Source organism: Nodosilinea sp. LEGE 07298 (assembly GCF_015207265.1).
GTDB lineage: Bacteria > Cyanobacteriota > Cyanobacteriia > Phormidesmidales > Phormidesmidaceae > Nodosilinea.
The window spans coordinates 1-23,379 of sequence record NZ_JADEXE010000051.1; the positions used below are offsets into that span (position 1 = coordinate 1).

At 55.1% G+C, this 23,379-nt stretch carries 24 protein-coding genes; 17 read left to right on the forward strand and 7 right to left on the reverse strand.

From position 1 onward, the window contains the following. The 3 genes from dnaA to IQ273_RS09530 form a co-directional block, all read left to right on the forward strand. The coding region (dnaA, locus tag IQ273_RS09520; protein WP_194022936.1) for a chromosomal replication initiator protein DnaA at positions 1 to 1,059 on the forward strand (1,059 nt) is incomplete at its 5' end. 130 nt (positions 1,060 to 1,189) lie between these two features. Beyond that, positions 1,190 to 1,783, forward strand: a complete 594-nt coding sequence (locus tag IQ273_RS09525) for a YdeI family protein (protein ID WP_194022937.1) — start codon at positions 1,190 to 1,192, stop codon at positions 1,781 to 1,783. Positions 1,784 to 2,174: 391 nt separating this feature from the next. Further along, entirely contained in the window at positions 2,175 to 2,606 is a 432-nt protein-coding gene (locus tag IQ273_RS09530) for a universal stress protein (protein WP_194022938.1), read from the forward strand. Between the two features lie 683 nt (positions 2,607 to 3,289). Here IQ273_RS09530 and IQ273_RS09535 read toward each other — a convergent pair. Continuing rightward, entirely contained in the window at positions 3,290 to 4,894 is a 1,605-nt protein-coding gene (locus IQ273_RS09535; RefSeq protein ID WP_228052659.1) for a sodium:alanine symporter family protein, read from the reverse strand. A gap of 297 nt (positions 4,895 to 5,191) precedes the next feature. Here IQ273_RS09535 and htpG point away from each other — a divergent pair, with 297 nt between their 5' ends. Both htpG and IQ273_RS09545 read left to right on the forward strand, forming a co-directional pair. Further along, a complete protein-coding gene (gene htpG / locus IQ273_RS09540; protein WP_194022939.1) occupies positions 5,192 to 7,171 on the forward strand; it encodes a molecular chaperone HtpG in 1,980 nt (659 codons plus the stop codon). A 298-nt stretch (positions 7,172 to 7,469) separates the two neighbouring features. After that, the gene (locus tag IQ273_RS09545) at positions 7,470 to 7,763 is read left to right on the forward strand and encodes a DNA-binding protein (RefSeq protein WP_194022940.1); all 294 of its coding nucleotides are present in this window, start codon (positions 7,470 to 7,472) and stop codon (positions 7,761 to 7,763) included. Between the two features lie 76 nt (positions 7,764 to 7,839). On the opposite strand, the gene IQ273_RS09550 is transcribed toward IQ273_RS09545, so the two are convergent. The 5 genes from IQ273_RS09550 to IQ273_RS09570 all read right to left on the reverse strand — a co-directional run bounded on the left by IQ273_RS09550 (position 7,840) and on the right by IQ273_RS09570 (position 11,272). Next, positions 7,840 to 8,052 (reverse strand): hypothetical protein, encoded by a 213-nt coding sequence (locus tag IQ273_RS09550; RefSeq protein WP_194022941.1) that lies wholly within the window; start codon positions 8,050 to 8,052, stop codon positions 7,840 to 7,842. Between the two features lie 13 nt (positions 8,053 to 8,065). Then, positions 8,066 to 8,365 (reverse strand): NIL domain-containing protein, encoded by a 300-nt coding sequence (locus IQ273_RS09555; RefSeq protein WP_194022942.1) that lies wholly within the window; start codon positions 8,363 to 8,365, stop codon positions 8,066 to 8,068. 25 nt (positions 8,366 to 8,390) lie between these two features. Continuing rightward, a complete protein-coding gene (gene cysW, locus IQ273_RS09560) occupies positions 8,391 to 9,266 on the reverse strand; it encodes a sulfate ABC transporter permease subunit CysW (RefSeq protein ID WP_194022943.1) in 876 nt (291 codons plus the stop codon). After that, positions 9,259 to 10,104: a sulfate ABC transporter permease subunit CysT gene (cysT, locus tag IQ273_RS09565; protein WP_194022944.1), complete on the reverse strand. Its 846-nt coding sequence runs from the start codon at positions 10,102 to 10,104 to the stop codon at positions 9,259 to 9,261. The genes cysW and cysT overlap by 8 nt, the downstream gene beginning before the upstream one ends. A gap of 91 nt (positions 10,105 to 10,195) precedes the next feature. Next, complete coding sequence (locus tag IQ273_RS09570; protein ID WP_194022945.1) at positions 10,196 to 11,272, reverse strand: sulfate ABC transporter substrate-binding protein; 1,077 nt, start codon at positions 11,270 to 11,272, stop codon at positions 10,196 to 10,198. 304 nt (positions 11,273 to 11,576) lie between these two features. Between IQ273_RS09570 and IQ273_RS09575 the strand changes: the two genes are divergently transcribed. Next, positions 11,577 to 12,608: a TOBE-like domain-containing protein gene (locus tag IQ273_RS09575; protein WP_194022946.1), complete on the forward strand. Its 1,032-nt coding sequence runs from the start codon at positions 11,577 to 11,579 to the stop codon at positions 12,606 to 12,608. A 339-nt stretch (positions 12,609 to 12,947) separates the two neighbouring features. Here the strand turns inward: IQ273_RS09575 and IQ273_RS09580 are convergent, their stop codons facing one another. Continuing rightward, the gene (locus IQ273_RS09580; protein ID WP_194022947.1) at positions 12,948 to 13,583 is read right to left on the reverse strand and encodes an HPF/RaiA family ribosome-associated protein; all 636 of its coding nucleotides are present in this window, start codon (positions 13,581 to 13,583) and stop codon (positions 12,948 to 12,950) included. 766 nt (positions 13,584 to 14,349) lie between these two features. On the opposite strand from IQ273_RS09580, the gene IQ273_RS09585 reads away from it, so the two are divergent. The 11 genes from IQ273_RS09585 to IQ273_RS09635 all read left to right on the forward strand — a co-directional run bounded on the left by IQ273_RS09585 (position 14,350) and on the right by IQ273_RS09635 (position 23,324). Continuing rightward, positions 14,350 to 14,919, forward strand: coding sequence for a type 1 glutamine amidotransferase domain-containing protein (locus IQ273_RS09585; RefSeq protein WP_194022948.1), 570 nt, complete (start codon positions 14,350 to 14,352; stop codon positions 14,917 to 14,919). Positions 14,920 to 15,034: 115 nt separating this feature from the next. Beyond that, positions 15,035 to 15,643 (forward strand): hypothetical protein, encoded by a 609-nt coding sequence (locus tag IQ273_RS09590; RefSeq protein WP_194022949.1) that lies wholly within the window; start codon positions 15,035 to 15,037, stop codon positions 15,641 to 15,643. A 78-nt stretch (positions 15,644 to 15,721) separates the two neighbouring features. Then, a protein-coding gene (gene prfB, locus IQ273_RS09595) for a peptide chain release factor 2 (protein WP_194022950.1) occupies positions 15,722 to 16,847 on the forward strand; the annotation gives its coding sequence in 2 pieces (ribosomal slippage) (positions 15,722 to 15,796 and positions 15,798 to 16,847; 1,125 coding nt in all). Between the two features lie 79 nt (positions 16,848 to 16,926). After that, positions 16,927 to 17,937, forward strand: a complete 1,011-nt coding sequence (locus tag IQ273_RS09600; RefSeq protein ID WP_228052660.1) for an isopenicillin N synthase family oxygenase — start codon at positions 16,927 to 16,929, stop codon at positions 17,935 to 17,937. 99 nt (positions 17,938 to 18,036) lie between these two features. Then, on the forward strand, positions 18,037 to 18,234 hold the full coding sequence (locus tag IQ273_RS09605; RefSeq protein WP_194022951.1) for a DUF3285 domain-containing protein: 198 nt from the start codon (positions 18,037 to 18,039) through the stop codon (positions 18,232 to 18,234). A gap of 4 nt (positions 18,235 to 18,238) precedes the next feature. Then, entirely contained in the window at positions 18,239 to 18,757 is a 519-nt protein-coding gene (gene ybeY / locus IQ273_RS09610) for an rRNA maturation RNase YbeY (protein WP_194022952.1), read from the forward strand. 72 nt (positions 18,758 to 18,829) lie between these two features. After that, positions 18,830 to 19,294, forward strand: a complete 465-nt coding sequence (locus tag IQ273_RS09615) for a diacylglycerol kinase family protein (RefSeq protein WP_194022953.1) — start codon at positions 18,830 to 18,832, stop codon at positions 19,292 to 19,294. Between the two features lie 20 nt (positions 19,295 to 19,314). Beyond that, positions 19,315 to 19,920 carry an aminodeoxychorismate/anthranilate synthase component II gene (locus IQ273_RS09620; RefSeq protein WP_194022954.1) on the forward strand — a complete coding sequence of 202 codons (606 nt, stop codon included), beginning with the start codon at positions 19,315 to 19,317 and terminating at the stop codon, positions 19,918 to 19,920. Between the two features lie 45 nt (positions 19,921 to 19,965). Further along, positions 19,966 to 20,505, forward strand: coding sequence for a Uma2 family endonuclease (locus IQ273_RS09625; RefSeq protein ID WP_194022955.1), 540 nt, complete (start codon positions 19,966 to 19,968; stop codon positions 20,503 to 20,505). Positions 20,506 to 20,616: 111 nt separating this feature from the next. Further along, the gene (gene crtI / locus IQ273_RS09630; RefSeq protein ID WP_194022956.1) at positions 20,617 to 22,266 is read left to right on the forward strand and encodes a phytoene desaturase family protein; all 1,650 of its coding nucleotides are present in this window, start codon (positions 20,617 to 20,619) and stop codon (positions 22,264 to 22,266) included. Positions 22,267 to 22,559: 293 nt separating this feature from the next. Beyond that, positions 22,560 to 23,324 (forward strand): MBL fold metallo-hydrolase, encoded by a 765-nt coding sequence (locus IQ273_RS09635; protein WP_194022957.1) that lies wholly within the window; start codon positions 22,560 to 22,562, stop codon positions 23,322 to 23,324. Positions 23,325 to 23,379: the final 55 nt, after the last annotated feature.

The window sequence follows — 23,379 nt, forward strand, 5'->3', positions numbered from 1 at the left end:
GATCTGCCGACCCCAACTCAGGAAAACTACAACTCCCTCAACCCCAAGGCGGTGTTTTCGCGCTTTGTCGTGGGGGCCAACAACCGAATGGCCCACGCGGCGGCGCTAGCGGTAGCCGAAGCTCCGGGGCGCGAGTTTAACCCGCTATTTTTGTGCGGCGGGGTGGGGCTGGGCAAAACTCACCTGATGCAGTCGATTGGTCACTACCGCCAGGAAATCGCCCCCCAGGCGCGGGTGGCCTATGTCTCTACTGAACAGTTCACCAACGACCTGATTACCGCCATTCGCCGAGACAGCATGCAGCACTTTCGATCCCACTATCGGGATGTGGATATTCTGCTAGTGGACGACATTCAGTTTATTGAGGGCAAGGAGTACACCCAGGAGGAGTTCTTCCACACCTTCAATACGCTGCATGAGGCGGGCAAGCAGATTGTGCTGGCCTCAGATCGCCCTCCCAACCAGATTTTGCGCCTGCAAGACCGGTTGATCTCGCGCTTTTCTATGGGGCTGATTGCCGATATTCAGTCCCCCGACTACGAAACCCGGATTGCCATTCTGCAAAAGAAGGCGGAGTACGAGCAGGTGCAGATTCCCCGCGAGGCGATCGAATATATTGCCGCCAGCTACACCTCCAATATTCGCGAGCTGGAGGGGGCGCTAATTCGCGCGATCGCCTACACGTCGATTTCGGGCCTGCCCATGACCGTCGAGCACTTGATGACGGTGCTCAACCCGCCCGTCGATAAGATTGAAGCGTCTCCCGGTGCCGTGGTGGCCGCCGTCGCCGAGCACTTTGGCGTTTCTGTAGACGATCTCAAGGGCGCTTCCCGGCGGCGCGAGATTAGTCAGGCCCGCCAGGTGGGTATGTACCTAATGCGGAGGCACACCGGTCTCAGCCTGCCCAAAATTGGCGATGCCTTTGGTGGCAAAGACCACACCACCGTGCTCTACAGCTACACCAAAATTGAGAAGCTGCTGAAGCGAGATTTAGACCTGGCGCAGACGATTCGGCAATTGGGCGATCGCATCAGCATGGCGGAGCGTGGGGGGCGGTGAGTAGATGAATGGCTGGGCAGGTGAGTGGTTGGGAATAAGCGGGGGCGGCAGCTTTAGAAAACGGTGGCCCTAGAATGTGGCCCTAAAATGTGGCCTTAGAATAGGGAGAATCTGATTGTCCTTTGCTGCTATGGTTGCTGCACTACCCGAAAATTCTGTTCAGGTTGAGAGCCGGTTTGAGTGGCGCAGGTGGTTGGCTGCAAATTACACCCGCACCGAGGGAATCTGGCTGATTACCTACAAAAAATTGCCTGACAAACCCTACGTTGCCTACAACGATGTAGTCGAAGAAGCGCTCTGCTTTGGCTGGATTGACAGCAAGCCCAATAAGCTTGATGACGATCGCACGATGCTGTGGTTTGCTCCCCGCCAGCCGGGCACCGGCTGGTCAGCGCTGAATAAAAAACGCATTGAGGCCATGACGGCGGCGGGGCTGATGATGCCCGCTGGGCTGGCCAAAATTGAGGCGGCAAAGCAGGACAGATCGTGGGAAAAGCTCGATGCGATTGAGCGGCTGGAGATACCGATAGATCTGGCGGCGGCGCTAGCGGACAATGATTTGGCAAAGGCAAATTTTGAAGCGTTTCCACGATCGGCAAAGCGCGGCATTTTGGAGTGGATAGCCAGCGCCAAGCGGGCTGAAACTCGCCAGCGCCGCATCGCCGAAACCGTAGACCTAGCGGCGCAAAACATTCGCGCCGCTAGCTGGTCCAAGCGCAGCTAGTGGCGGTATCACCTAAAGTTTAAATCTTGATTCAATAGCACTCATTTGCAGACCTGAGGTTTACAGTCGATAGCTGGATAAAACCGCTGATTAACGACTGAAACTCCTTTTCTGGCAGTAGTTACAGCCCTTAAGCGTAGCTCGAATGACAGTACCCAGGCCGCACCGCTGCCGATTTCAAAACAGGTGGTTACCCAATGGTTACAAAAACTTTGTTGATAAACCGAAACAGATGACACAAGACAATATCCTGGTTCGTTTTAAACTGTGGCCATCAGCCCGTTTTTTCAGCCTTAGCGCTAGAAAATCTGTTGCCAAATGTAACTTAAGGGAGTCTAGAATCCGTATTAACGCCAATAGCTCTGTTGTACAGCCGTAAGAGGATCGCCCTATGACTTTATTTACTAGCGATAACGTTCTAGTTCCCATTGATTTTTCTGAAGAGGCTAGTCAGGCCCTCAATGAAGCTCTCACATTTTTTGGAGATGCCACTACTGTTCATGTTATTCATGTTCTCTCGCCACTAGAGCCAACTCAACCGGGTATGGTTTGGCAAACTGTAGATGATCAAACTCGCATTGATCATATTAAAGCCCTATTTCATGAAAAATTTGCTGGGGCAGCTTACGAACGGATCAAATTTGTCGTAGAAATTGGCAATCCCAGTTCTGAAATTATTGATTATGCCGAGGGAAATGCGATCGATCTGATCGTCATTTCCTCGCGAGGACGAACGGGCATGGCCAGGTTTTTTCTGGGGTCTGTAGCGGAGCGAGTGGTGCGGTTTGCGCGCTGTCCCGTTTTAGTTTTGCGCAAAGAATAAGGCCTTCGCTTCAACCCATGGCAGCCGTCCTTTTAATTCAGAGATTGCTGCCCCTACAGCCAAGGGGTAAGCGAGAGACGGGGATATCAAGTACGCTAGTTGGCCTGATTGACTGACAAAAGTTTGCCCCGTCGGTTGGTTTGAGGTCACGAAACCCAACCTACGGCGGAATCAAGGTTTCGAGAGTTTTGTCAGTCAATCAGGAAAAGGATAGTTCCATTGACTTAAGTCGATGGAACTATCGTGTTTTTGCATCGTATTTTTGCATAGATGCCATCGAGGGTATCTTTTGTTGTCTACGCTAGGGCACTTTAGGATTGCTACAGACAGCGAAAAATAGCAGCCCTAATACCGGAGGCAAATATGCTTTGGCTTTCTATATGTCATACCTCAGATGCACTAGACCCCGTTGTGGCCAACCGCCAACCCTGGGCTAACGTCAAAAGTTTTTGGCGGTTTTGCAAGCTGTACGGCGACTACCAGGCCACTCCCCCCAGCCTGCGACGGCGATTTATCATAAAAATAGAGCAGGACCGCGCTCAGGCAAAGTCCTGCTCCGTAAGTTCTCAGTGATTCATGTTTTCACTGATTCACTCAGTCTCGATTCATTCAAAAAGCGCACAGAAATAAATCACAGAGAACATTGAGGTACTCAAGGTATTTTAGGCCAATTTTTAGGATCGCTAAGTGTTGTCAGAGGAACCAACCGCCACTGGGCTGTAGGTCTGCATTTCCCCTGAGGTCAGCCGTTGCCAGTAGTCTTTGAGGTCTTTGGCAATCTCGTTGGAGAGAATGTAGCAGCCAATTAGGTTGGGGAAGGCCATGCCCAGCAGCATCAGGTCGCTGAAGTCGATAATCAGCCCCAGGCTAGTGAGAGTACCCAAGAAGGTGCAGAACACGTAGATAAACTTGAAAACAATGGTGGTGCGCTCGCCAAACAAGTAGGCCCAGGCCTGAATGCCGTAGTAGCTCCAGGAAATAATGGTGGAAAAGGCAAACAGACAAACCGCAACGCTAAGCACGATGGGGAACCAGCCGATTACCGATCCAAAAGCGTTGGCGGTCATGGCCACGCCGCTTAGTTCGGCACCCGTATCTTGGTACACGCCGGTCAGCACGATCGCGATCGCGGTCATGTTGCAAATGACGATGGTATCGATGAAGGGCTCTAGCAGGGCGACAATACCCTCGCAAATGTGCTCATCGGTGCGCGCCGCAGAGTGAGCAATGGCCGCAGACCCGACTCCAGCTTCGTTGGAGAAGGAACTACGCCGAATCCCCTGCACCATCACCCCAACAATGCCGCCGACGGCTGCGGTAGGCGCAAAGGCTTCGCTGATGATAGTGCCAACGGCAGCAGGAACCTGGCCAATATTCACCACAATCACAAACAGACAGGCAATGGCGTAGATCGCGGCCATAGCGGGCACCAGTTTCTCGGCCACCGCCCCAATCCGCTGGATGCCGCCAATAATCACAAACCCGGCCAAAGAGGCCAAAATTAGGCCAAACACCCAGGCGGGCAGCCCCGGAATCAGGCTAGAGATAGCCGCATAGGCCTGGTTCGACTGAAACATGTTGGCTCCGCCCAGGCTACCGCCCAGACACAGAATGCAAAATAAAACCGCCAACCCCTGCCCAAGAGGACGCATACCCTTGGGCGCTAGCCCTCGGGTTAGGTAGTACATAGGCCCACCCAGTACGGTGCCGTCGTTTTCGATACGGCGATACTTAACGGCTAGAGAGCACTCGACAAACTTGGTCACCATGCCGCAAAACCCGGCCAGGGTAAGCCACACCATTGCGCCAGGGCCGCCTAGCTGAATGGCGATCGCTACCCCGGCAATATTGCCCAGCCCCACCGTGCCCGAGACAGCGGTAGCCAGCGCCTGGAAGTGCGATACCTCACCCTCGTCGTGGGGGTCGTCGTACTTACCCTGCACCACTTCGATGGCGTGCTTAAACCCGCGCAGGTTAATGAACCCCATGCGAAAGGTAAAAAACAGCGCCGCCACAAACAGCCACAGCACAATAAACGGAAACCCATTCTCGCCGCCAATTTTAAAAAAGAGCAGCAGCGACATCACGTTGACAATAGGCGCAAAAACAACGTCTACCCCAGTAGGAGCAGCCTCTTGGCTCCAGGCAGGCGGTGCAATGTTAAATAGCAGTAGGGCGACTAGCCCCAGCCCAACCCAGGAAAAGTGTCGCTTTAAGGCTCGCCAAACATGGACAGGCCATACTGTTGGAGGCGACTTGATGGGCGACATTTGCTTGGGATGACTCATGAACTTTTTTCGGTAGAGGTCTGGTTTGACGAAAAAGGTGAGATGCTGATGCTGGCGATCGGCGACCAGTGAAGATACTGGAATACGATACGCCACCATGTGTGCGTAAAATTGCTATCTGTCCCAGGTACAGATAACAATTTTTTGGGGTGCTTGCTGTTACTTCAGACACTCTCTGGCATCTATCAGTAGGGTCAACCGAACCTCTCAGTCGAGAAATTGCCGCTTGTGAATTTCGCCATCAGCGTCAAAAATTGCTGATAAGAGAACCATTATCCGAACCACTACCGCACCGCTATGACGACGATTCTGGAACAGGGCAATATCTCGATTCATACCGAGAATATTTTTCCGATCATCAAAAAAGCGCTCTACTCTGAGCACGAGATCTTTCTGCGCGAGCTGGTCTCCAATGCCGTAGACGCGATCAAAAAGCTCTCCATGGTGGCTCGCTCTGGAGAATACTCCGGCGACGTTGGCAGCCCCGAAATTGAAATCAAGATCGACAAAGATAAGAAAACCCTCAGCGTCTCCGACACCGGTATCGGCATGACCGCCGACGAGGTGAAGCAGTACATCAACCAGGTGGCCTTTTCCAGCGCCGAAGAATTTATTACCAAGTACAAAGACAGCGCCGCCGAAGATCCCATCATTGGCCACTTTGGCCTGGGCTTTTACTCCTCATTCATGGTGGCTTCCACCGTTGAAATCGACACCCTCTCCTACAAAGAGGGAGCTGAAGCCGTTCACTGGAGCTGCGACGGCAGCACCCAGTTCGAACTGAGCGCCTCGGAGCGCAGCAGCGTCGGCACCACCATCACCCTGACGCTGATGGAGGGCGAAGAAGAATACCTGGAGCCCGCCCGGATTCGGCAGCTGATCAAAACCTACTGCGACTTCATGCCGGTGCCGATCAAGATCGACGGCGAGGTGGTCAACAAGCACGAAGCCCCCTGGAAGCAGTCGCCCAGCAGCCTCACCGACGACGACTACCTGGAGTTTTACCGCTACCTCTACCCCTTCCAGGAAGACCCGCTGCTGTGGATTCACCTCAATACCGACTACCCCTTTGTGGTCAACGGTATTCTCTACTTCCCCAAGCTCAAGCCCGATATCGACATCACCAAGAGCAGCATTAAGCTCTACTGCAACCAGGTGTTTGTCACCGATAACTGCGAGGAAGTGGTGCCCCGATTCTTGCTGCCCCTGCGCGGCGTGATTGATAGCACTGACATTCCGCTCAACGTGAGCCGAAGCTTCTTGCAGGGCGATCGCACGGTCCGCCGCATTGCCGACTACATCGCCAAAAAAGTGGGCGATAGCCTCAAAGCCCTCTACCGGGATGACCGCCCCAAGTACATCGCCAGCTGGCAAGACCTGGGCAACTTCGTCAAGTTTGGCTCGCTCAACGACGACAAGTTTAAAGAACAAGTCAAAGACATCCTGATCTTCCGCACTACCGCCCAGCTAGGCAACGCTGAAGAGGCCCCCAAAGTTGAAGTGCAAACCGACGAGGGCGACGCCTGGTCAGATGTCTCTGAGTCCGCTAAGCCCGCCACCGACGCCAAGGGCAACTTCTACACCACCCTGCAAGAGTACCTGGAGCGCAATAAGGAAAAGCACGAAAATCGGGTTTTCTACGCCACCGACGAAGTCTCCCAGGCCACCTACATTCAGCTGTTCAAGAGCCAGGGCCTGGAGCTGCTGTTCATGGATTCGTTCATCGACACTCACTTCATCCCCACCCTGGAGCGGGAATATTCAGAGGTTAAATTTACCCGCGTGGATGCGGATCTCGATGACACCCTGCTCGACAAAGAAAAGCAGAGCGAAATCGTTGACCCCGCCACCAACAAAACCCGCGATGACGAAGTTAAGGAGATGTTCGAAAAGGCGATCGGCAAGCCTCGCGTCAACGTCAAACCCCAGGCGCTCAAAGGCGAAGGCGCGCCCCCGGCGATGGTGCTAGTGCCCGAAGAAGCCCGCCGCATGCAGGAAACCATGGCGATGATTCAGCAGCAGGAGATGCAGTTCCCCGACGACCACGTGCTGATGGTGAACACGGCCCACCCGCTGATTCAAAACCTGCTGGGCCTGAGCCAGAGCACGATTATCGGGGCCGACGGCGGCAGCTCTCCGGCGGGCGATATGGCGACGATGATCTGCAACCAGGTCTACGACACGGCGCTGATGGCCCAAAAGGGGTTTGATGCCGACGGCATGAAGGCCTATGTGGAGCGATCGAACACGCTGTTGACCAAGCTCACCGAGCGCTAGACAGTGACTCTATAGAGTAAGATCCCTGGGTTCTTGAAGAACCCAGGGATCTTCTGGTTTTTACAGGCTATACCTCAACTAAATTCGCTCTTGCTCTAACAGGGTCATGCGTTTGGTTAGTATTCGCATGACTTCGTTGGGGTTTACGGTGGGCAACGGTCTTGACTACTAAGGTTTAGCAGGCAGGCGAGTTGTGCTGTTGCTGGTCGGCGGCGATAAGAAAGGTCAGAATAAAGACATTCAGACAGCGCAACGGCTCTGGGCAACGTATCAGGATGAACAGAAGGAGGGTTGAACAATGCCAGTGAAAGACTATCGAGCTGACTTGCTGGTGAGGTTAGCTAACCCAGACTATGCAGCCCTTTACCTAAAGACAGCTTTAGACGAGGCGCTGAAAGACGGAGACAGAGAAGCTTTTGTGCTGGCACTGAGAAATGTTGTTGAAGCTAATCAGGTCACGCAAGAGATCAGCGTTGATGCCCCTAGTAAACCTTTGCAACGAGTATTGGCGGAGGGAGAAAACCCCACCCTTGAAACCTTTATGACTGTACTCAGCGCTGTGGGGCTAACTATCGACTTTAAGCCCGCTTGAGCAGGTTTTGAAGGAATAGATCCCCGGTTTCTTAAAGAAACCGGGGATCTTCTGGCTATTACAGGCTATACCTCGACTATTCTCGCTCGTGCTCAGATAGGGCCATGCGTTTGGTTAGTATGCGCATGACTTCGTTGGGGTTTACGGTAGGCAACGGCCTTGACCATTCTTCGGGGCGGGCATAGCCGAGGCGATAGAGGGTGATTACACAGCCGTTGACGACTGGGGGAGAACCGATCGCCAGCAGCCGCAGTATGTCGGGAGAGGGGCGATCGCTCAAGTCGATCAAGGGTTGCTGCGGCTCAGGGTCGGGCAGAGATCCAGAGATCAGCCTCCAATTCCACCAGATCCAACAGTGCTTCGTAAATAGTGGCGGCGCGTCCCTCGATCGCCAGATCAAACCAGCCATCTTCCTGGCCGTTGGCCCCCAGCAGAGCACCAAGGATGTTCACCTTGAGGCCATAGCGGTTGATCAGGTTAGAAATCACTGGGTCAGGGTGTCGCGCCTTGGGAATGCGGATTTTGACCTGGGTTTGCACCAGGCTTTCGGGGTCTTTGAGGTGCAGCGCCTCAAGGCCATAGTCGGGAGAGATAGACGCCATAACAAACCTCCTTAATGCTTAATGCTTAATGACCTCTGTGCTGAATGCCAGCCCTGCGCTCTAGCAGATACTTAACCACCAGGGTAACCACCGCCAAACCGGCGAGCAGCAGGGCGGCGGTGTAGGCCGCCTGGGTGTTGTATTGAATGTGGGCTTCTTCAATAAACAGGGGCAGGGTTTGGGTTTTACCCACAATGTTGCCCGACACCACAGCCACCGCCCCAAACTCCCCCATGGCCCGCGCATTACACAAAATTAGGCCGTAGAGCAAACTCCACTTAATCGATGGCAGCGTCACGCGCCAAAAGGTTTGCCAGGGGGTTGCCCCTAAGGTAGCGGCGGCCTCTTCTTGCTGGGTGCCAGCTTCTTCGAGAGCGGGCAGCACCTCGCGGGCGATAAAGGGCATGGTGACAAAAATAGTGGCCATGACAATGCCCGGCAGCGCAAAGATGATCTTGATGCCGTTAGCGTCGAGCAATGGCCCAAACCAGCCCCGGTTGCCAAACAGCAGCACCAGCATCAAACCTGCAACAACGGGCGAGATCGAGAAAGGCAGGTCGATAATGCTGATCAGCAGAGAACGGCCCGGAAAATTTTTGTTGGCCAGAGCGATCGCCGCACACAGCCCAAACACCGTATTCAGAGGTACTGTAATTGCCGTGACAATCACCGTCAGCTTGACCGCATTTAAAAAGAACTTGCTGGTAAACGTATCGACTAGCCCAGGCAGACCCGCCTTGAAGGCTTGAATAAACACGTTGAGGGCTGGCACCAGCAAAATTAGCGCCAGGTAGCCAAAGACAAAGGCCACCAGCAGCCACTTACCCCACTGAAACTCTGATGTTGCCCCCCGAAGCTTGGGTGCAGCGGCAACCGGCTGCTTTAAAGACGAATCAGCCATAAAAGCGCCTCCCACGAGCTTGAATCAGGTTAATCACCAGCAACACCGCCAGAGAAATCAGCAGCAGCACCGAGCCAATTACCGTCGCTCCAGCGTAGTCAAACTGCTCCAAACGCTGAATAATCAGCACTGGCGCAATTAAATCTTGAAAGGGAATATTGCCCGCGATAATCACCACCGAGCCGTATTCGCCCACCGCCCGCGAAAAGCCCATCGCCACCCCGGTGAGAATGGCGGGCATTAGCGGCGGCAAAATCACCCGCCAAAAGGTTTGCCACGGAGACGCCCCCATCGACCAAGCGGCCTCTTCCGCTTCCGCTTCCAAGGCTTGCAGCACCGGCTGTACCGTACGCACCACAAAGGGCAGAGAGATAAAGATCATGGCCACCAGCACCCCCAAACGGGTAAACGAGACCTTGATGCCAAAGGGCTCCAGAAACCCGCCAATCCAGCCGTTGGTGCTGTAGATGGTGGATAGGGTTAAACCGGCCACCGCCGTCGGCAGCGCAAAGGGTAGGTCGATGATGGCATCGAGAAATCGCTTACCCGGAAACTCGTAGCGCACCAGCACCCAGGCGATAACCAGCCCGGCAAAACCGTTGATAATGCCCGCTATTAGTGCCGTAAAAAAAGTGACGTTGTAGGTTGCGATCGCCACTGGGTCAGTGGCAATGCGCCAGATTTCCGCTGGGTTAAGGGTAACGGCCTTGAGAATCAGCGCCGCAATCGGCAAAAACAAAAACAGGGTGAGATAGAGCCAGGTCACTCGCCAGGGCCAGGAGGCATGGAGAATTGACTGCCAAACTCCTGGGGATGAAGACGGTTGGGACGAAGTCATGGGTTATAGAAAAAAGGGAGAGGTGAAAACGTTCGAGAGTTAGAACGTTCCAACGTTAGAACGTTCCAACGCTTAAGCCTGCTGCATTGACCTATTTGCCGGTCTTGGCCTGAATTTGGTCAAAAATTGCCCCATCCGCGAAAAATTTATCCTGCACCGCATCCCAGCCGTCTAGGTCAGCCACGGTAAAGAGGGTGTCAACCTTGGGATATTGATCGGCAAATTCTTCAGCCACGCTGGGGTCTACCGGACGAAAGCCTACCTTGGCAAACTCTCGCTGGGCCTCGGGGGTAAACAGAAACGCCACAAAAGCCTCGGCCACCTCGCGGGTGCCGCGCTTATCCACGTTGGCATCGACCACCGCGATCGGGTTGTCGATAGAAATATTCACATCGGGGATGATGAAGGGCTGCTCTTCGCCGTTTTGGGCCGCCAGCAGCACCTCATTTTCATAGTTAATCAGCACATCGCCCTGGCCACGGGTGTAGAACACATCGGTGGCTTCGCGGGCATCTTTAGGCAATACGGGCACGTTGCTAAACACTTTGGTGACAAAGTCTAGGGCTGTGACGTCAGCTTGACCGGTTTGGGTCTTTAGACCCCACAGAGCCAAAAAGTTCCAGCGAGCACCACCGGAAGTCTTGGGGTTAGCGGTGACTACAGATACGTCGTCGCGGGCCAGATCTTCCCAACCCTGAACGTTTTTGGGGTTGCCGTCGCGCAGAATGAGTGCCGCCACAGACTTATGTATGATCGCGCCGTTGGGAGCCTCTTGCTCCCATCCCGGCTCAATCAGTCCGCCTTCCTCAAGCTTTTGCGTATCTAGCGCCAAGGCTAGGGCAACCACATCGGCCTCCAGACCATCGAGGACGGCCCGAGTTTGGGAGCCAGAGCCGCCGTAGCTCTGGTTAAAGGTAACCTCCTGGCCAGTTTCGGCCTGCCACTGCTCAGCAAACTGCGGAATGATCTGCTCGTAGGCCGCCTGGGTAACCGCGTAGGAGACCAGGGTGAGCTCTACGGGGCCAGCGGCGGCGGTAGTCGAGTCGCCCGTGCCGACCTCTGGGGTTGAGGTGGTGCTACCGCAGGCGGCTAGGGTGCCTGCCAGTCCGAGCCCAGCCACAAATAAACCTGCCGATCGCCGCGAAACATAGCGTTGAGGTGATGTCATGGGTAGCTCTCCAAAGAATCTCCGGTATCTCGATGGGGTTATCGAGGATTACGTTTATGGACTGTATCACAGAATTTTCAAACTGAATTTGAATTCATTTGAAATCAATATCAACTTTTTTTGAATCTCATTCATGGTTTAATTTCGAGTGTCTTGCAATTGAGGCGTGGGTAAGGTAGGTTTGTTCCACATCGCTGTGGCTCCCTTGTATGCGGCAGCCGCACAGCGCATTGGCTGACGCGTATGTCTGGCTGAATTGAATGAGCACCCCCTGGGGCGCACCGTAGAGTTTTGGAGATTACCTGTGGGAATTAGAGTCGAAAACGTATCTAAGCGGTTTGGAGAGTTTCAGGCTCTAGAGCCAATTAACCTCGACATCAAGAGCGGTTCGCTGGTGGCGCTGCTGGGGCCATCGGGGTCGGGCAAGTCTACTCTGCTGCGGGTAATTGCCGGTTTGGAGCAGCCCGACACGGGCAGAATCTATATTTCGGCCCAAGATGCCACCACCAAAGCTGTGCAAGATCGCAATGTGGGCTTTGTGTTTCAGCACTATGCGTTGTTTAAGCACCTGACGGTGCGGCGCAATATTGCCTTTGCCCTGGAGCTGCAAAAGTGGCCAAAAGACCGCATCAGGCACCGGGTCGATACCCTGCTGGATTTGGTGCAGCTAAATGGGTTGGGCGATCGCTACCCTGCTCAACTATCTGGCGGGCAGCGCCAGCGGGTGGCCCTGGCTCGGGCGCTGGCGATCGAGCCCCAGGTTTTGCTGCTCGATGAACCTTTTGGTGCCCTCGATGCCAAGGTGCGCAAAGACCTGCGCGACTGGTTGCGTCGCCTCCACGACGAGGTGCATGTCACCACGGTCTTTGTCACCCACGACCAGGAAGAGGCGATGGAACTCTCCGATGAGATTGTGGTGATGAGCCATGGCCGGGTTGAGCAGGTCGGTTCTTCGGCTGAAATCTACGAAAACCCCGCTACTCCCTTTGTGATGAGTTTTATTGGTGCGGTTAACGTGCTGTCGCCTGACAACACCTGGAAGTCGCTCCACCGCGATGCCCCGGCCCATGGTGAGGTGTTTTTGCGACCCCACGATATTGAAATTTTCACCACTCATGACAATGGCAGCGTGGCGGCAACGGTGAACCACATCATTCACCTGGGCTGGACCATTCGCGTTGAGCTGACTCTCGACGATGGCCATGCCATTACCGCCCACATTAACCGAGAGCAGTATCGCGATCTGGGCATTCAGCCGGGGCAGGCCGTGTATCTGCGGGCCAAGCTGATCCATAGCTTTGGGGGGGCTCCCAGTTACTCGCGATCAGTTGCCTGAGAAGAGAGAATTTCTAAGGCACGTCATACACGGATTCAAAATATTTGGAGTTTAAATAGAAACGTGACATAATTTTCACGAAAATACACCGATAAATCGGCAGAGTTTTAGGTGTATGGCTTAATAACGTAGAAAAGTTCTGAAAGGATTGCTGAGTAAGGACTCTCAAATGAGCTAGGTTGGGTTGAGCGGGGCGTTTCTTGAGAGGCTTGAATTTCCCAACTCAAAGCTAGCATCATGGAAACACCCCGCCTGTATCGTCAACTGCAAGACTAATTGAGTCAATGGGGGCAACTCAAAGACCAACGGCATGTGCAAGGTTTTGCTGTCGACAAACCACTAGTTCTGTTGATATCCCCAGCCCTGGGGTTCCTCAATCGGGGTTGAGTCAGAACGATCTTCGGGTGGGCGAATGCCGGGCTTATCAACCAGTCTTACTGTACTGGCCTGAGGCCCGTCTATGCCCTCTGAAAGGAAGTACTGAACGCCAGTACCCACGGTTAAACGGCTGAAGTCGTCATGCAAAACGCTGTTGCTGTGAAAATAGACTTCTTGACCGTCTAGGGTTTTCAAAAAGCCGTAGCCCTGGGAGGGAAACAACTTGCTAACAATACCACCGACAGCCTGTTCGGGGTGGCTCTTGGTGTGATTTTGCTGCTTTTCGGTCAGCTCTTTGAGCTGACGACGGGCCGCGTCAAAAACATCCCGAATAACGGTTTCTAGAGGGTCGTACTGCACCCCCTCACCTGGATTTTTGGCCACCGCAATTTCGTGGCCTGGGGGTACAGTCAAATCGAGCCGCACCCGATAGGGTGACCCGTGACTGGGGTGAGTATGGGCGCGTTCAACCGCAATGTGGCACCCCATGATGTGGTCACACACATCTTCGAGTTTGGCCGCTTTAGAGCGAATCAGCTCCTCTAGAGCAGGGGTTTTCTCGATATCGCGGTACGTAATATCTAATGGAATTTGCATGACAAAGTGGTTGATAGCTGAACGTTGAAAGTAACCCTAAAACCGATGAAAACAGAGGCAAAGCTGGGCTCAAACATTTAATGGAAGTTATAGGAGCAAGCGTCCCTATAACTATGCTATTTGAGCAAAATCGTAAGCCTTTTTGCAGGCTTCGCCAACGTGGAATATCTGCAAAAACGTGCCCGATACGCCCCCTGAACGAACTCGAAGGGAACGATTACCAATAGGGATTGTTACAGAGTTTGCAAACCGAGCTGTGCAGCGAAATGACTACCACAAAAAAGAAATTGGAAAGCCAGATCGACTTTCGCAGCGATCGCCTAACGTTTGGTAGTTGTTAGAGTCAGTTCAGCGTAGCTATTTTTAAGCGGTTATAGCCTCGTCCAGTGGGTGGATATAGCCTGCCAACGTGATATAAAGCCTCTGGCCTGACGACACCCATGCTCTTATATACTCTTATATAAACGATCTATCCTCGCCATGTTGATAAGGGGCGCTACCACGGCTTGAGTAACTTCCACCCAGGGCTAGACGTTGCCCTCAGCTTGGTTGCCTAAACTAAAAAGTAGCTCTCAGCCTTAAAGCTTTAGCCTGGGGCCTCAAGGTGGACGTATGGCTGCGCCTGATTTGCCCGATGGCTAACCCGATAGCGGCCCGCTTGAGTGCCCCCATAACGGCTTAAGACCCTGGTTTCAAAGCCACGATGAAAGGCAAGCTTTGGCTACGAGCAACGAACATCTAAAACCGATATTCAAGGAGAATTAGCATGGTTCAAGACCTTAAAAACCGCAAGGTGGCGATCTTAGCCACCGATGGATTTGAGCAAGTTGAATTAACCGAGCCTAAGCAGGCACTAGAGCAAGCCGGTGCCCAGGTGCATGTTGTCGCCCCCCACGGAGACTCGATTCAAGGCTGGAATCACTACGATAAAGGCGACAAAGTATCGGTTGATCGTACCCTTGACCAGGCCAACGCCAGCGATTATGACGCTCTAGTATTGCCGGGTGGGGCATTAAATCCTGACCAGCTGAGAACTAACCATCAAGCCGTTCAGTTTGTGAAGGCGTTCTTTGCCGCCAGCAAACCTGTTGCCTCCATTTGCCACGGCCCCTGGACCCTGATTGAAGCTGATGTTGTTAAGGGGCGCACGGTAACGTCCTGGCCTTCTTTGAAGACCGACCTGAGCAATGCTGGTGCCACCTGGGTTGATCAAGCGGTGGTCGTCGATCAAGGCTTAGTAACCAGCCGTAACCCTGGCGATCTGCCTGCTTTCAACAGCAAAATGGTGGAGGAGTTTTGTGAGGGCAAGCACCCGGCCCAGGCGCAGGCCGTTTAGGTGAACGCTGACCGTCAAAACGTTGCCCGAGGGCAATACCGACTCCTGATTGGCTTATCAGTTTCTACGCGCTCTGGGCTTTGTTGACCTCTAGAGACTGACTGCTGGAGCTAGCATGAACGTCAGGGCTATTATCTATATAGATGCTGGGTTGAGTTTGTCGCTGATGGTCAATGATGGTGCCGCGATCGCAGTCGGTTTTTCGTTCATCATGCTGGCGGTGGCAGGGCCAGCCCAGGCGGCTAGCCCTGCCGCCGTTGTGGTTCCTGCCGAGGTAGCGCCTGTGCAGCTGGCCCAAAACCCTCTTCAGCAGGCAGAATTGCAGCGTCAAACAGCTGCCCTACGCTATAACCAGGGGAATTTAGTCGCTGCCGCTGCCCTGCTTGAACCGGCGCTGGCGGCTTACTTAGAAAGCAACGAACCTAATCAAATTCAGCAAACCGCCGCCTTTTTGGGCCTAATCTACGCAGAACTCGGCGCGGCTGCGGTAGACGACAACAATTCGGCTGTTGCCCTTGAGTACTACCAGCAGCAGATCGATACCCTGGCCGTCGGGTTCAATCGGGCCGCTGAAGTCGCGGCCCTGGTCAACGCAGGTCGAGTAGCACTTGAGCTTGGGCAGACGGCCCTGGCCCAGGACTATCTCGAAACCGGGCTTAGCATTGCCCAGGAGGTGGGTAATCCAACCTTAATTCAACAGGTTCAAGCCTTGCTCGGTAGCTAAATCGTGAAAAACTGCGGCGGGCTATTTGCCCACCTCAAGATTCGCTATAGTGAGTTTTCGAGTTAACCACGGCACACCATGCTAGACACTACCGACCTCAAGCGCGAGCTTGAAACGCTCACCGATCGCCTGGGTAAAACCCAGGACTATCTTTGACATTCCTGCCCTTGAAGCGAAAATTCAAGACTTAGAGCAAGTCGCTGCCCAGCCCGACTTTTGGGATGACCAGAGCAAAGCCCAAGACGCCCTCCAAGAGCTGAGCGACTATAAGGCTAACCTCGCCCAGCTAACCGCCTGGCAGGCTAACCTTGATGACACCGCCGCTATCTTCGAACTGCTACAGGAGGATAATGACGAATCCCTCTTTCAGGAGGCTCAGGGCACCGTTACCCGCCTGACGCAAGAACTCGACCAGTGGGAGCTGCAGCAGCTACTGGCTGGCCCCTACGACAAAAAAGGCGCGGTGCTCACCATCAACGCGGGCGCAGGCGGCACCGATGCCCAAGACTGGGGCGAGATGCTGCTGCGCATGTATACCCGCTGGGCCGAGCGCCAGGGCTATCAGGTGCACCTGGTGGAACTGTCAGAGGGAGAGGAGGCCGGGCTAAAGTCGGCCACGCTAGAGATTACTGGCCGCTACGCCTACGGCTACCTGAAGTCAGAAAAGGGCACCCACCGCCTGGTGCGGATTTCGCCCTTTAACGCCAACGGCAAGCGCCAGACCAGCTTTGCCGGAGTAGAGATCATGCCGATTCTCGATCAGAATATTGAGCTGGATATTCCTGAGAAAGACCTGGAGATTAAAACCTCGCGATCGGGCGGGGCGGGCGGCCAGAACGTCAACAAGGTGGAGACGGCGGTGCGCATTACCCACTTACCGACCGGGATTTCGGTCCGCTGCACCCAGGAGCGATCGCAGCTGCAAAACCGCGAAAAGGCGATGATCATCCTCAAGGCCAAGCTGCTGATTATTGCCCAAGAACAGCAGGCCCAGGCGATCGCCGAAATTCGCGGCGATATGGTGGAAGCCAGCTGGGGTGCCCAGATTCGCAACTATGTATTTCACCCCTACCAGCTGGTCAAAGACCTGCGCACCGGAGTTGAAACCACCGCGATTGACGACGTTATGTCCGGGGATCTAGAAGCTTTTATTCAGGCCTATCTACGTCAAGAAAATCAGGTTCTCCAGGAGCAGACTGTGTAGGAAACAACGGCTTTTATAGGGGGCGTAGGGTGGGCCGTGCCCGCCACCGAGGACAGCTCTACTGCAATCAGGTTTGCCCATGGCGATCGCTCCCAAGATTGAGATCCCGCTGATCGATTTTTCTCCATTCCTCATCAATGATCCGGTCGGCAAGATTCAGGTGGCGGCTGACATCTATCACGCCTGTCGCGACGTGGGATTTCTCTATCTCGTTCACCACGGTATTCCCGAGGGGGCGATCGCGGCTGCCTTTGCTCAGTCCCAGCAGTTTTTTGCCCTGCCTCTGGCTGAGAAGCAGGCGATCGCCTGGTCGAGCGAAGTCAGCAACCGGGGCTACATCGGTCTGGAGCGCGAGCGGCTCGACGAAACCCAGCCCGGCGATCTCAAAGAAGCCTTTAACCTGGGCCGAGAGATTGACTCCGCAGAAACCGCGACTCGCGCAGGGTTCGGGAACCAACTCGGAACGAGCATCCGTCCCGGAATTGGAGAAGCTGCCCTGGTGCAGAACCGCTGGCCCGCCCAGCCAGCCCATTTTCGCGCCACTCTAATCGACTTCTTTGACACCTGTGCTACGGCGGTGGCCAGTATTTTTCGCGCCTTTGCCCTGGCGCTAGACATGCCAGAAGAGTTTATCGTGGCCCACCACACGGCTCAAAACTATACCCTGCGGCTGTTGCACTACCCCCCTTTGACTATCTCCCCCAAACCAGGCCAAACTCGGGCCGGGGCGCATTCCGACTACGGCACCCTGACCCTGCTATTTCAGGACGATGTCGGCGGTCTGGAAGTGCTCAGCGCTCAGGGAGACTGGATCGCCGCCCCAGCTATTCCCGATGCTGTGCTGATCAATACCGGCGACCTGACCGAGCGGTGGAGCAACGGCGTGTTTCGCTCGACCAAGCATCGGGTGAGCCTGCCCCAGGGCGAAAAGGCCCAGCGAGATCGCTATTCCATCGCCTTTTTCTGTGAACCCAATGCCGACGCCTTGATTGGCTGCCTGCCCACATGCCAGGGGCCAGGCCATCCGCCCCAGTACCCGCCAATTACCGCCGGAGACTACTTGCTGAGTCGATTGCAGGCCACCTACTGATGCTTGAGTTAGCAGCGAGCGATCGCCGCCAGTTTGACCGTCTGCTAATGGCCCAAAAAACCCGGTACATTAAAGCTATCTAGCATTGGAGCGTTCCCCATGAGTCAGGACCAATCAACTCTAGACACCGCCACGACCGATCAACTGTCTCCTGAACCCGCCGAAGCGCCCCCCAGCTTTGTCAAACTTGCCATGCGCAACATGGTCAAGAAGGGCGGCAAATCGCTGTTCCACTTCTCCCTGACCGTGACCGCGCTGCTGAGTCTGCTGGTCGGTCTGGCTTACCTAACCCGTTAACCCCATGGCCACCACGATATCCTCGCTGCCTACCCTTGAGGTGGTGCTAGAAACCGACCATCCAGACGCTGGGCTGGTTACTAATGATGAATGGGAGCGCTGGTTTGCCCAGTGGGGCCAGCAGATGGCGCTGACCGGGTCGCCCATTGGGGCCTACGAACTGGCGCTCAAGCTGACCACCGATGATGCGATCGCAGCCCTCAATCAGCAGTTCCGCCAGCTCGATCGGCCCACCGACGTGCTCTCCTTTGCCGCGCTGGAAACCGACTTTCCCCTGGCCGATGAGCTGTTAAATAGTGAACCCCTTTACCTCGGCGACATTATTATTTCGCTCGATACCGCCACCCGTCAGGCGACAGAAGCGGGCCACTCGCTGCGGTGGGAAACCGCCTGGCTAGCCGCCCACGGGTTTTTGCACCTGCTGGGCTGGGATCATCCCGACGAGCCCAGCCTGGTCGCTATGCTAGATAAACAGAGCGAATTGCTCGCTGCCGCTGGGTTAAAGTCTGAAAAAGTAGGCTAAATTGGCCCTGATTCGTTCTCCACGGTACGGTATAGGGGCATATTGCCCGATCGCCTCTATCTATATTTATCTATGACCCTGTACAGCGAAAACTCTGAGTCGGTGGTGCCAGTGCCCGAGGGCAATCTCGATGCGGTCAGCCGATCGCTCTCCTGGCGCGTAGCTACCAATCTGCTGGTGAGCTTTACATATGCCTGGCAGGGGGTAGCCTACGCCTTTCGCACTCAGCGCAATTTTCGCATTCACGTCGTGGTGGGTAGTCTGGCGGTGGGACTGGCGATCGCTCTTCACCTGGCCCGGGTAGAGCTAGCGGTGATCATCCTCACCTGCGGGGTCGTACTCACTCTGGAGCTGATCAATACGGCCCTTGAATCGGTGGTAGACCTTACCGTGCAGCAGACGTACCACGAACTCGCCAAGATTGCCAAAGATTGCGCCGCCGCCGCCGTGCTAATTTCAGCGCTGATTTCAGTATCGGTCGCCGCCTGCCTGCTGCTGCCGCCCCTGTGGCAGCAGATCCAGCTACAGATTCTTTAGCCCTCATTTGGCCTGCGCCCATGATCTTAATCATTGACAACTACGACAGCTTCACCTACAACCTGGTGCAGTACCTGGGCGAACTGGGAGCCGAACTGCCAGTAGCGGCCGATCTGCGCGTCTTTCGCAACGACGATATTACCGTTGAGCAGATTGCCGCACTCAACCCCGACGGCATTGTTATTTCCCCTGGCCCCGGCACTCCCGATGACTCCGGCGTTTCTTTAGAAATTATCGAGAAACTTGGCCCCACGGTGCCTGTCTTGGGCGTGTGCCTAGGCCACCAGAGCATGGGTCAGGTATTTGGCGGCAACGTGGTGCGCGCCACCGAACTCATGCACGGCAAAACCTCTCCCGTCTTCCACACCGGCCAGGGCGTGTTTGCGGGCCTAGAAAATCCCTTTTTGGCCACCCGCTACCACAGTTTGGTAATCGATCGCGCCACCTGCCCCGAGGTACTCGACATCACCGCCTGGGTCGAAGACGGCACCATCATGGGCGTACAGCACCGCGACTACCCTCACCTTCAGGGGGTGCAGTTTCACCCCGAAAGCATTCTGACCGAGTCGGGCCTGCAAATTTTGCGGAATTTTTTGGTGTCGCTGCCGGTGCCTGCGATGGCTTAGGGTAGCCAGCTTATGATCGGTATGTTTCATCTTAGGGGTTAAGCTATGGCGCAATCACCTATTACGACCAGTCCCCTAGCGGCATTCCTAAACCAGGACGATATCGACGGTTCACCGGCCTGGGAATTTATCCATGGGCAGGCCCAGCAAAAACCCATGCCCACCCTGTTTCACTCGCGTTTACAGCGCAACCTAGTTAACGCAATTAACGCCCAAACAACAGCCTACGAAGCGATTCAAGAACTGCGCTGCATTGTGCCGCCGCTATCGCCTGTACCCGACATTGTGGTTGTGCTTAGCGATCGTCTGCCTGAAACAGACGGGCCATTGCAGGGGGCACCAGACTGGTTAATTGAAATCCGCTCCTCAAATCAGAGCACGCTAGAGTTACAGGCCAAAATTCTGCACTGTTTGGCTAATGGCACTCAGCTAGCCTGGTTAATTGATATTCAGCGGCAGCAAATTTGGGTGTGGCAAGGGGCAGAGCTGCCCATTATTTGTGCTGGCATCGACCCACTGCCAACGCTGGGACCGCTGGATGGGTTTGCGGTAGACGCTGTTATAGCGCTGGCACAGCAGCGTTAGGAGAGCTGAATGTTCCCTCATGCCACGGCTTGAGGCCGTGCGCCAGGAGCTAAGAGTAGTAGAATACGGATAACTTATTAACGTTTGTAACAGTTCTCTCAGGAGTCAAGCATGGGCCGGAAGCAGGCGATCGTGATTGGGGCTGGGGTAGGCGGGTTGTCTATGGGCATTCGCCTGCAAAGCCTAGGGTTTGACACCACTATTGTTGAAGCGCTAGATGCTCCCGGCGGGCGGGCCTACGTGCGCCGGGAGCAGGGCTTTACCTTCGACATGGGGCCAACGGTGATTACGGTACCCCACTTTATTGAGGAGCTGTTTTCGCTGGAGCGCGATCGCGCCAACCTGACTGCCGAAGACTTCCCCTCCACCATCGTCGATGAGAATAAGCGGATTAAAGAAGGCGTTTCGGGCGGCCCCAACACCAGCCGCTACGTGCAGATCGTCCCGATTCTGCCCTTCTACCGCATCTACTTCGACGACGGCACCTTCTTTGACTACGACGGCGACGAAACCCACACCCGCGAGCAGATTTTGGCCCTGGGCGAACCGGGCGACCTAGAGGGCTACGAACGCTTCCACGAGCAGTCTCGCGCCATCTTTGCGCGGGGCTTTTTAGAGCTGGGCTACACCCACTTTGGCGACGTCGGCACCATGCTCAAGGTCGCCCCCGACCTGCTCAAGCTCGACGCCGTGCGCAACCTGTTCCGCTTTAGCAGCCGCTACTTCAAGAGCGACAAGCTGCGCCAGGTGTTCACCTTCGAGCCGCTGCTGGTGGGCGGCAACCCTCTGTCGGTGCCCGCCATCTACGCCATGATTCACTTCGTCGAAAAGACCTGGGGCATTCACTTTGCCATGGGCGGCACTGGGGCGCTGGTGCAGGGCTTTGTGAAAAAGTTTGAAGATCTGGGCGGCACCATCAAATACAACGCCCCGGTCAGCAAAATCAACGTTACTCGCCAAGACGGCAAAAAAGTGGTGACCGGTGTCACCCTGGGCGACGACTTTACGATGGAGGCCGATGTCGTCGTCTCCAATGCCGACTGGGCTACTACCTACGGCAAACTAATCGAGCCCCAGTACCGCTTCTGGAACAGCGACCTGCGGGTGAAGCTATCTCAGCAGTCAATGTCGGTGTTTGTGATCTACTTCGGCTTTAAGGCCGACGGCAACGAAACCGAAAAGCTGCGCCACCACACCATTATCCTCGGCCCCCGCTACGAAGAGCTGCTCAAAGACATCTTTGGCCGCAAGATCTTGCCCAAAGATTTCTCCCAGTACCTGCACCTGCCGACGCTCACCGACCCGTCCCTGGCACCTCCTGGCCACCACGCCGCCTACACCCTGGTGCCCATGCCCAATAACAAATCAGGCATAGACTGGAACGAAATGGGCGATCGCCTACGCGATATCGTCTTCGATTTTCTCGACGAGCGGGGCTACCTACCCAACCTGAGAGAGCGGCTGGTGTGCCACAGCTACATCACCCCCGACTACTTCGAGGGCACCCTCGATGCCTACGCAGGCAATGCCTTTGGCCTCGAACCTTTGCTGGTGCAGTCGGCCTTTTTCCGGCCTCATAACCGCAGTGAAGATATCAACGGTCTGTACCTGGTGGGCGCTGGTACCCAGCCCGGTGCTGGCACCCCGAGCGTGATGATGTCCGCCAAAATGACCGCCCGTCTGGTCGCCGAAGATTATGGGGTAGAGGATGCGATCGTCAGCGGTAAAGCCAGTCCTGAGCTCAGCCCCCAACCCGCGTAGCTAATGTAGGGTGGGCACTGCCCACCAGCCACTACTGCGGGTTTGATCGAGCTACTCACGATGGTAAGCGGTGCATTGCGGCTCAGGGCTAGCCTGGGAAATGCGCAGGGTTAAGGGCCGCTAATGCACCCTACAGACCCCTGGGTGTCGGCAAACCTAAATCTGCCAAATTTAAAATCCAAACTTGGTCTGTCCAGTTCCATCGCTGGCTTACATTGAGGCGATAAACCAGCGTTTCACGGTCTACACTAGGCTAGCCACGACTATACGTACTGTGTGGGAGTAAAAGAGCAATGAAACGGCGAAAACTACTGGGTTATGCAGGGGCAGGAGTAGGCGTCACCTTGGGGATGGGTGTACTTAACCAAGCCCAGGCCCAGAGTGCAGGGGTTACCATCCGCAGCCTGGGTCACACGGCTTTTCTCTTTACTGGCGGCGGGCGACGTATCTTGGTCAATCCCTTCCGCAGCATTGGCTGTACTGAGGGGCTTCCGTCTCCGGCGCTGCCTGCCGACATTGTCATGATCAGCAGTCGCCTGTTTGACGAGGGCTACCTCAACGACTTGCCCGGCGAGCCTCGGGTGCTGACCGACCCCGGCGTTTACGACTTTGAGAATCTGCGCGTTCAGGGCATTCTCACCGCCCACGATCGCCAGGGTGGTCGCCGCTTTGGCAACAACACCGTGTGGAAGTGGACCCAGGGCGGCGTCACTATCGTTCACATGGGCGGTATCGCAGCACCTTTGGGGGTAGAAGAACAGATTTTGCTGGGTCGCCCAGACGTCATGCTGGTGCCCGTGGGTGGCGGTCCGAAAGCGTATACTGCTACTGAGGCGGTGCAGGCGGTGCAGGTGCTGAAGCCCAAAATTGTCATTCCGACGCACTATGAAACTACTGCTGCTGGCGACAGCTGTGAACTGGCCCCAGTAGATGAATTTTTAAGCCTAATGCAGGGCACCCCGGTTACTCGCGCCTCTAGTGGTTCCTTGGGTGTGCGGCCCAACGACCTGCCCAGCCAGGGCATGCGAATTCAGGTGTACCAATACCCCAGAGCTTAGCTAACCATCGCGCCTTAAGATGCCTGTGACCTAGAGACCGGGTTTCTGCGGCAAA

Coding starts and splice junctions, on each gene's coding strand:
- IQ273_RS09525 (WP_194022937.1), top strand. CDS start 1,190: ATGGTTGCTGCACTACCCGAAAATTCTGTTCAGGTTGAGAGCCGGTTT.
- IQ273_RS09530 (WP_194022938.1), top strand. CDS start 2,175: ATGACTTTATTTACTAGCGATAACGTTCTAGTTCCCATTGATTTTTCT.
- IQ273_RS09535 (WP_228052659.1), bottom strand. CDS start 4,894: ATGAGTCATCCCAAGCAAATGTCGCCCATCAAGTCGCCTCCAACAGTA.
- htpG (WP_194022939.1), top strand. CDS start 5,192: ATGACGACGATTCTGGAACAGGGCAATATCTCGATTCATACCGAGAAT.
- IQ273_RS09545 (WP_194022940.1), top strand. CDS start 7,470: ATGCCAGTGAAAGACTATCGAGCTGACTTGCTGGTGAGGTTAGCTAAC.
- IQ273_RS09555 (WP_194022942.1), bottom strand. CDS start 8,365: ATGGCGTCTATCTCTCCCGACTATGGCCTTGAGGCGCTGCACCTCAAA.
- cysW (WP_194022943.1), bottom strand. CDS start 9,266: ATGGCTGATTCGTCTTTAAAGCAGCCGGTTGCCGCTGCACCCAAGCTT.
- cysT (WP_194022944.1), bottom strand. CDS start 10,104: ATGACTTCGTCCCAACCGTCTTCATCCCCAGGAGTTTGGCAGTCAATT.
- IQ273_RS09570 (WP_194022945.1), bottom strand. CDS start 11,272: ATGACATCACCTCAACGCTATGTTTCGCGGCGATCGGCAGGTTTATTT.
- IQ273_RS09580 (WP_194022947.1), bottom strand. CDS start 13,583: ATGCAAATTCCATTAGATATTACGTACCGCGATATCGAGAAAACCCCT.
- IQ273_RS09585 (WP_194022948.1), top strand. CDS start 14,350: ATGGTTCAAGACCTTAAAAACCGCAAGGTGGCGATCTTAGCCACCGAT.
- IQ273_RS09590 (WP_194022949.1), top strand. CDS start 15,035: ATGAACGTCAGGGCTATTATCTATATAGATGCTGGGTTGAGTTTGTCG.
- IQ273_RS09600 (WP_228052660.1), top strand. CDS start 16,927: ATGGCGATCGCTCCCAAGATTGAGATCCCGCTGATCGATTTTTCTCCA.
- IQ273_RS09605 (WP_194022951.1), top strand. CDS start 18,037: ATGAGTCAGGACCAATCAACTCTAGACACCGCCACGACCGATCAACTG.
- ybeY (WP_194022952.1), top strand. CDS start 18,239: ATGGCCACCACGATATCCTCGCTGCCTACCCTTGAGGTGGTGCTAGAA.
- IQ273_RS09615 (WP_194022953.1), top strand. CDS start 18,830: ATGACCCTGTACAGCGAAAACTCTGAGTCGGTGGTGCCAGTGCCCGAG.
- IQ273_RS09620 (WP_194022954.1), top strand. CDS start 19,315: ATGATCTTAATCATTGACAACTACGACAGCTTCACCTACAACCTGGTG.
- IQ273_RS09625 (WP_194022955.1), top strand. CDS start 19,966: ATGGCGCAATCACCTATTACGACCAGTCCCCTAGCGGCATTCCTAAAC.
- crtI (WP_194022956.1), top strand. CDS start 20,617: ATGGGCCGGAAGCAGGCGATCGTGATTGGGGCTGGGGTAGGCGGGTTG.
- IQ273_RS09635 (WP_194022957.1), top strand. CDS start 22,560: ATGAAACGGCGAAAACTACTGGGTTATGCAGGGGCAGGAGTAGGCGTC.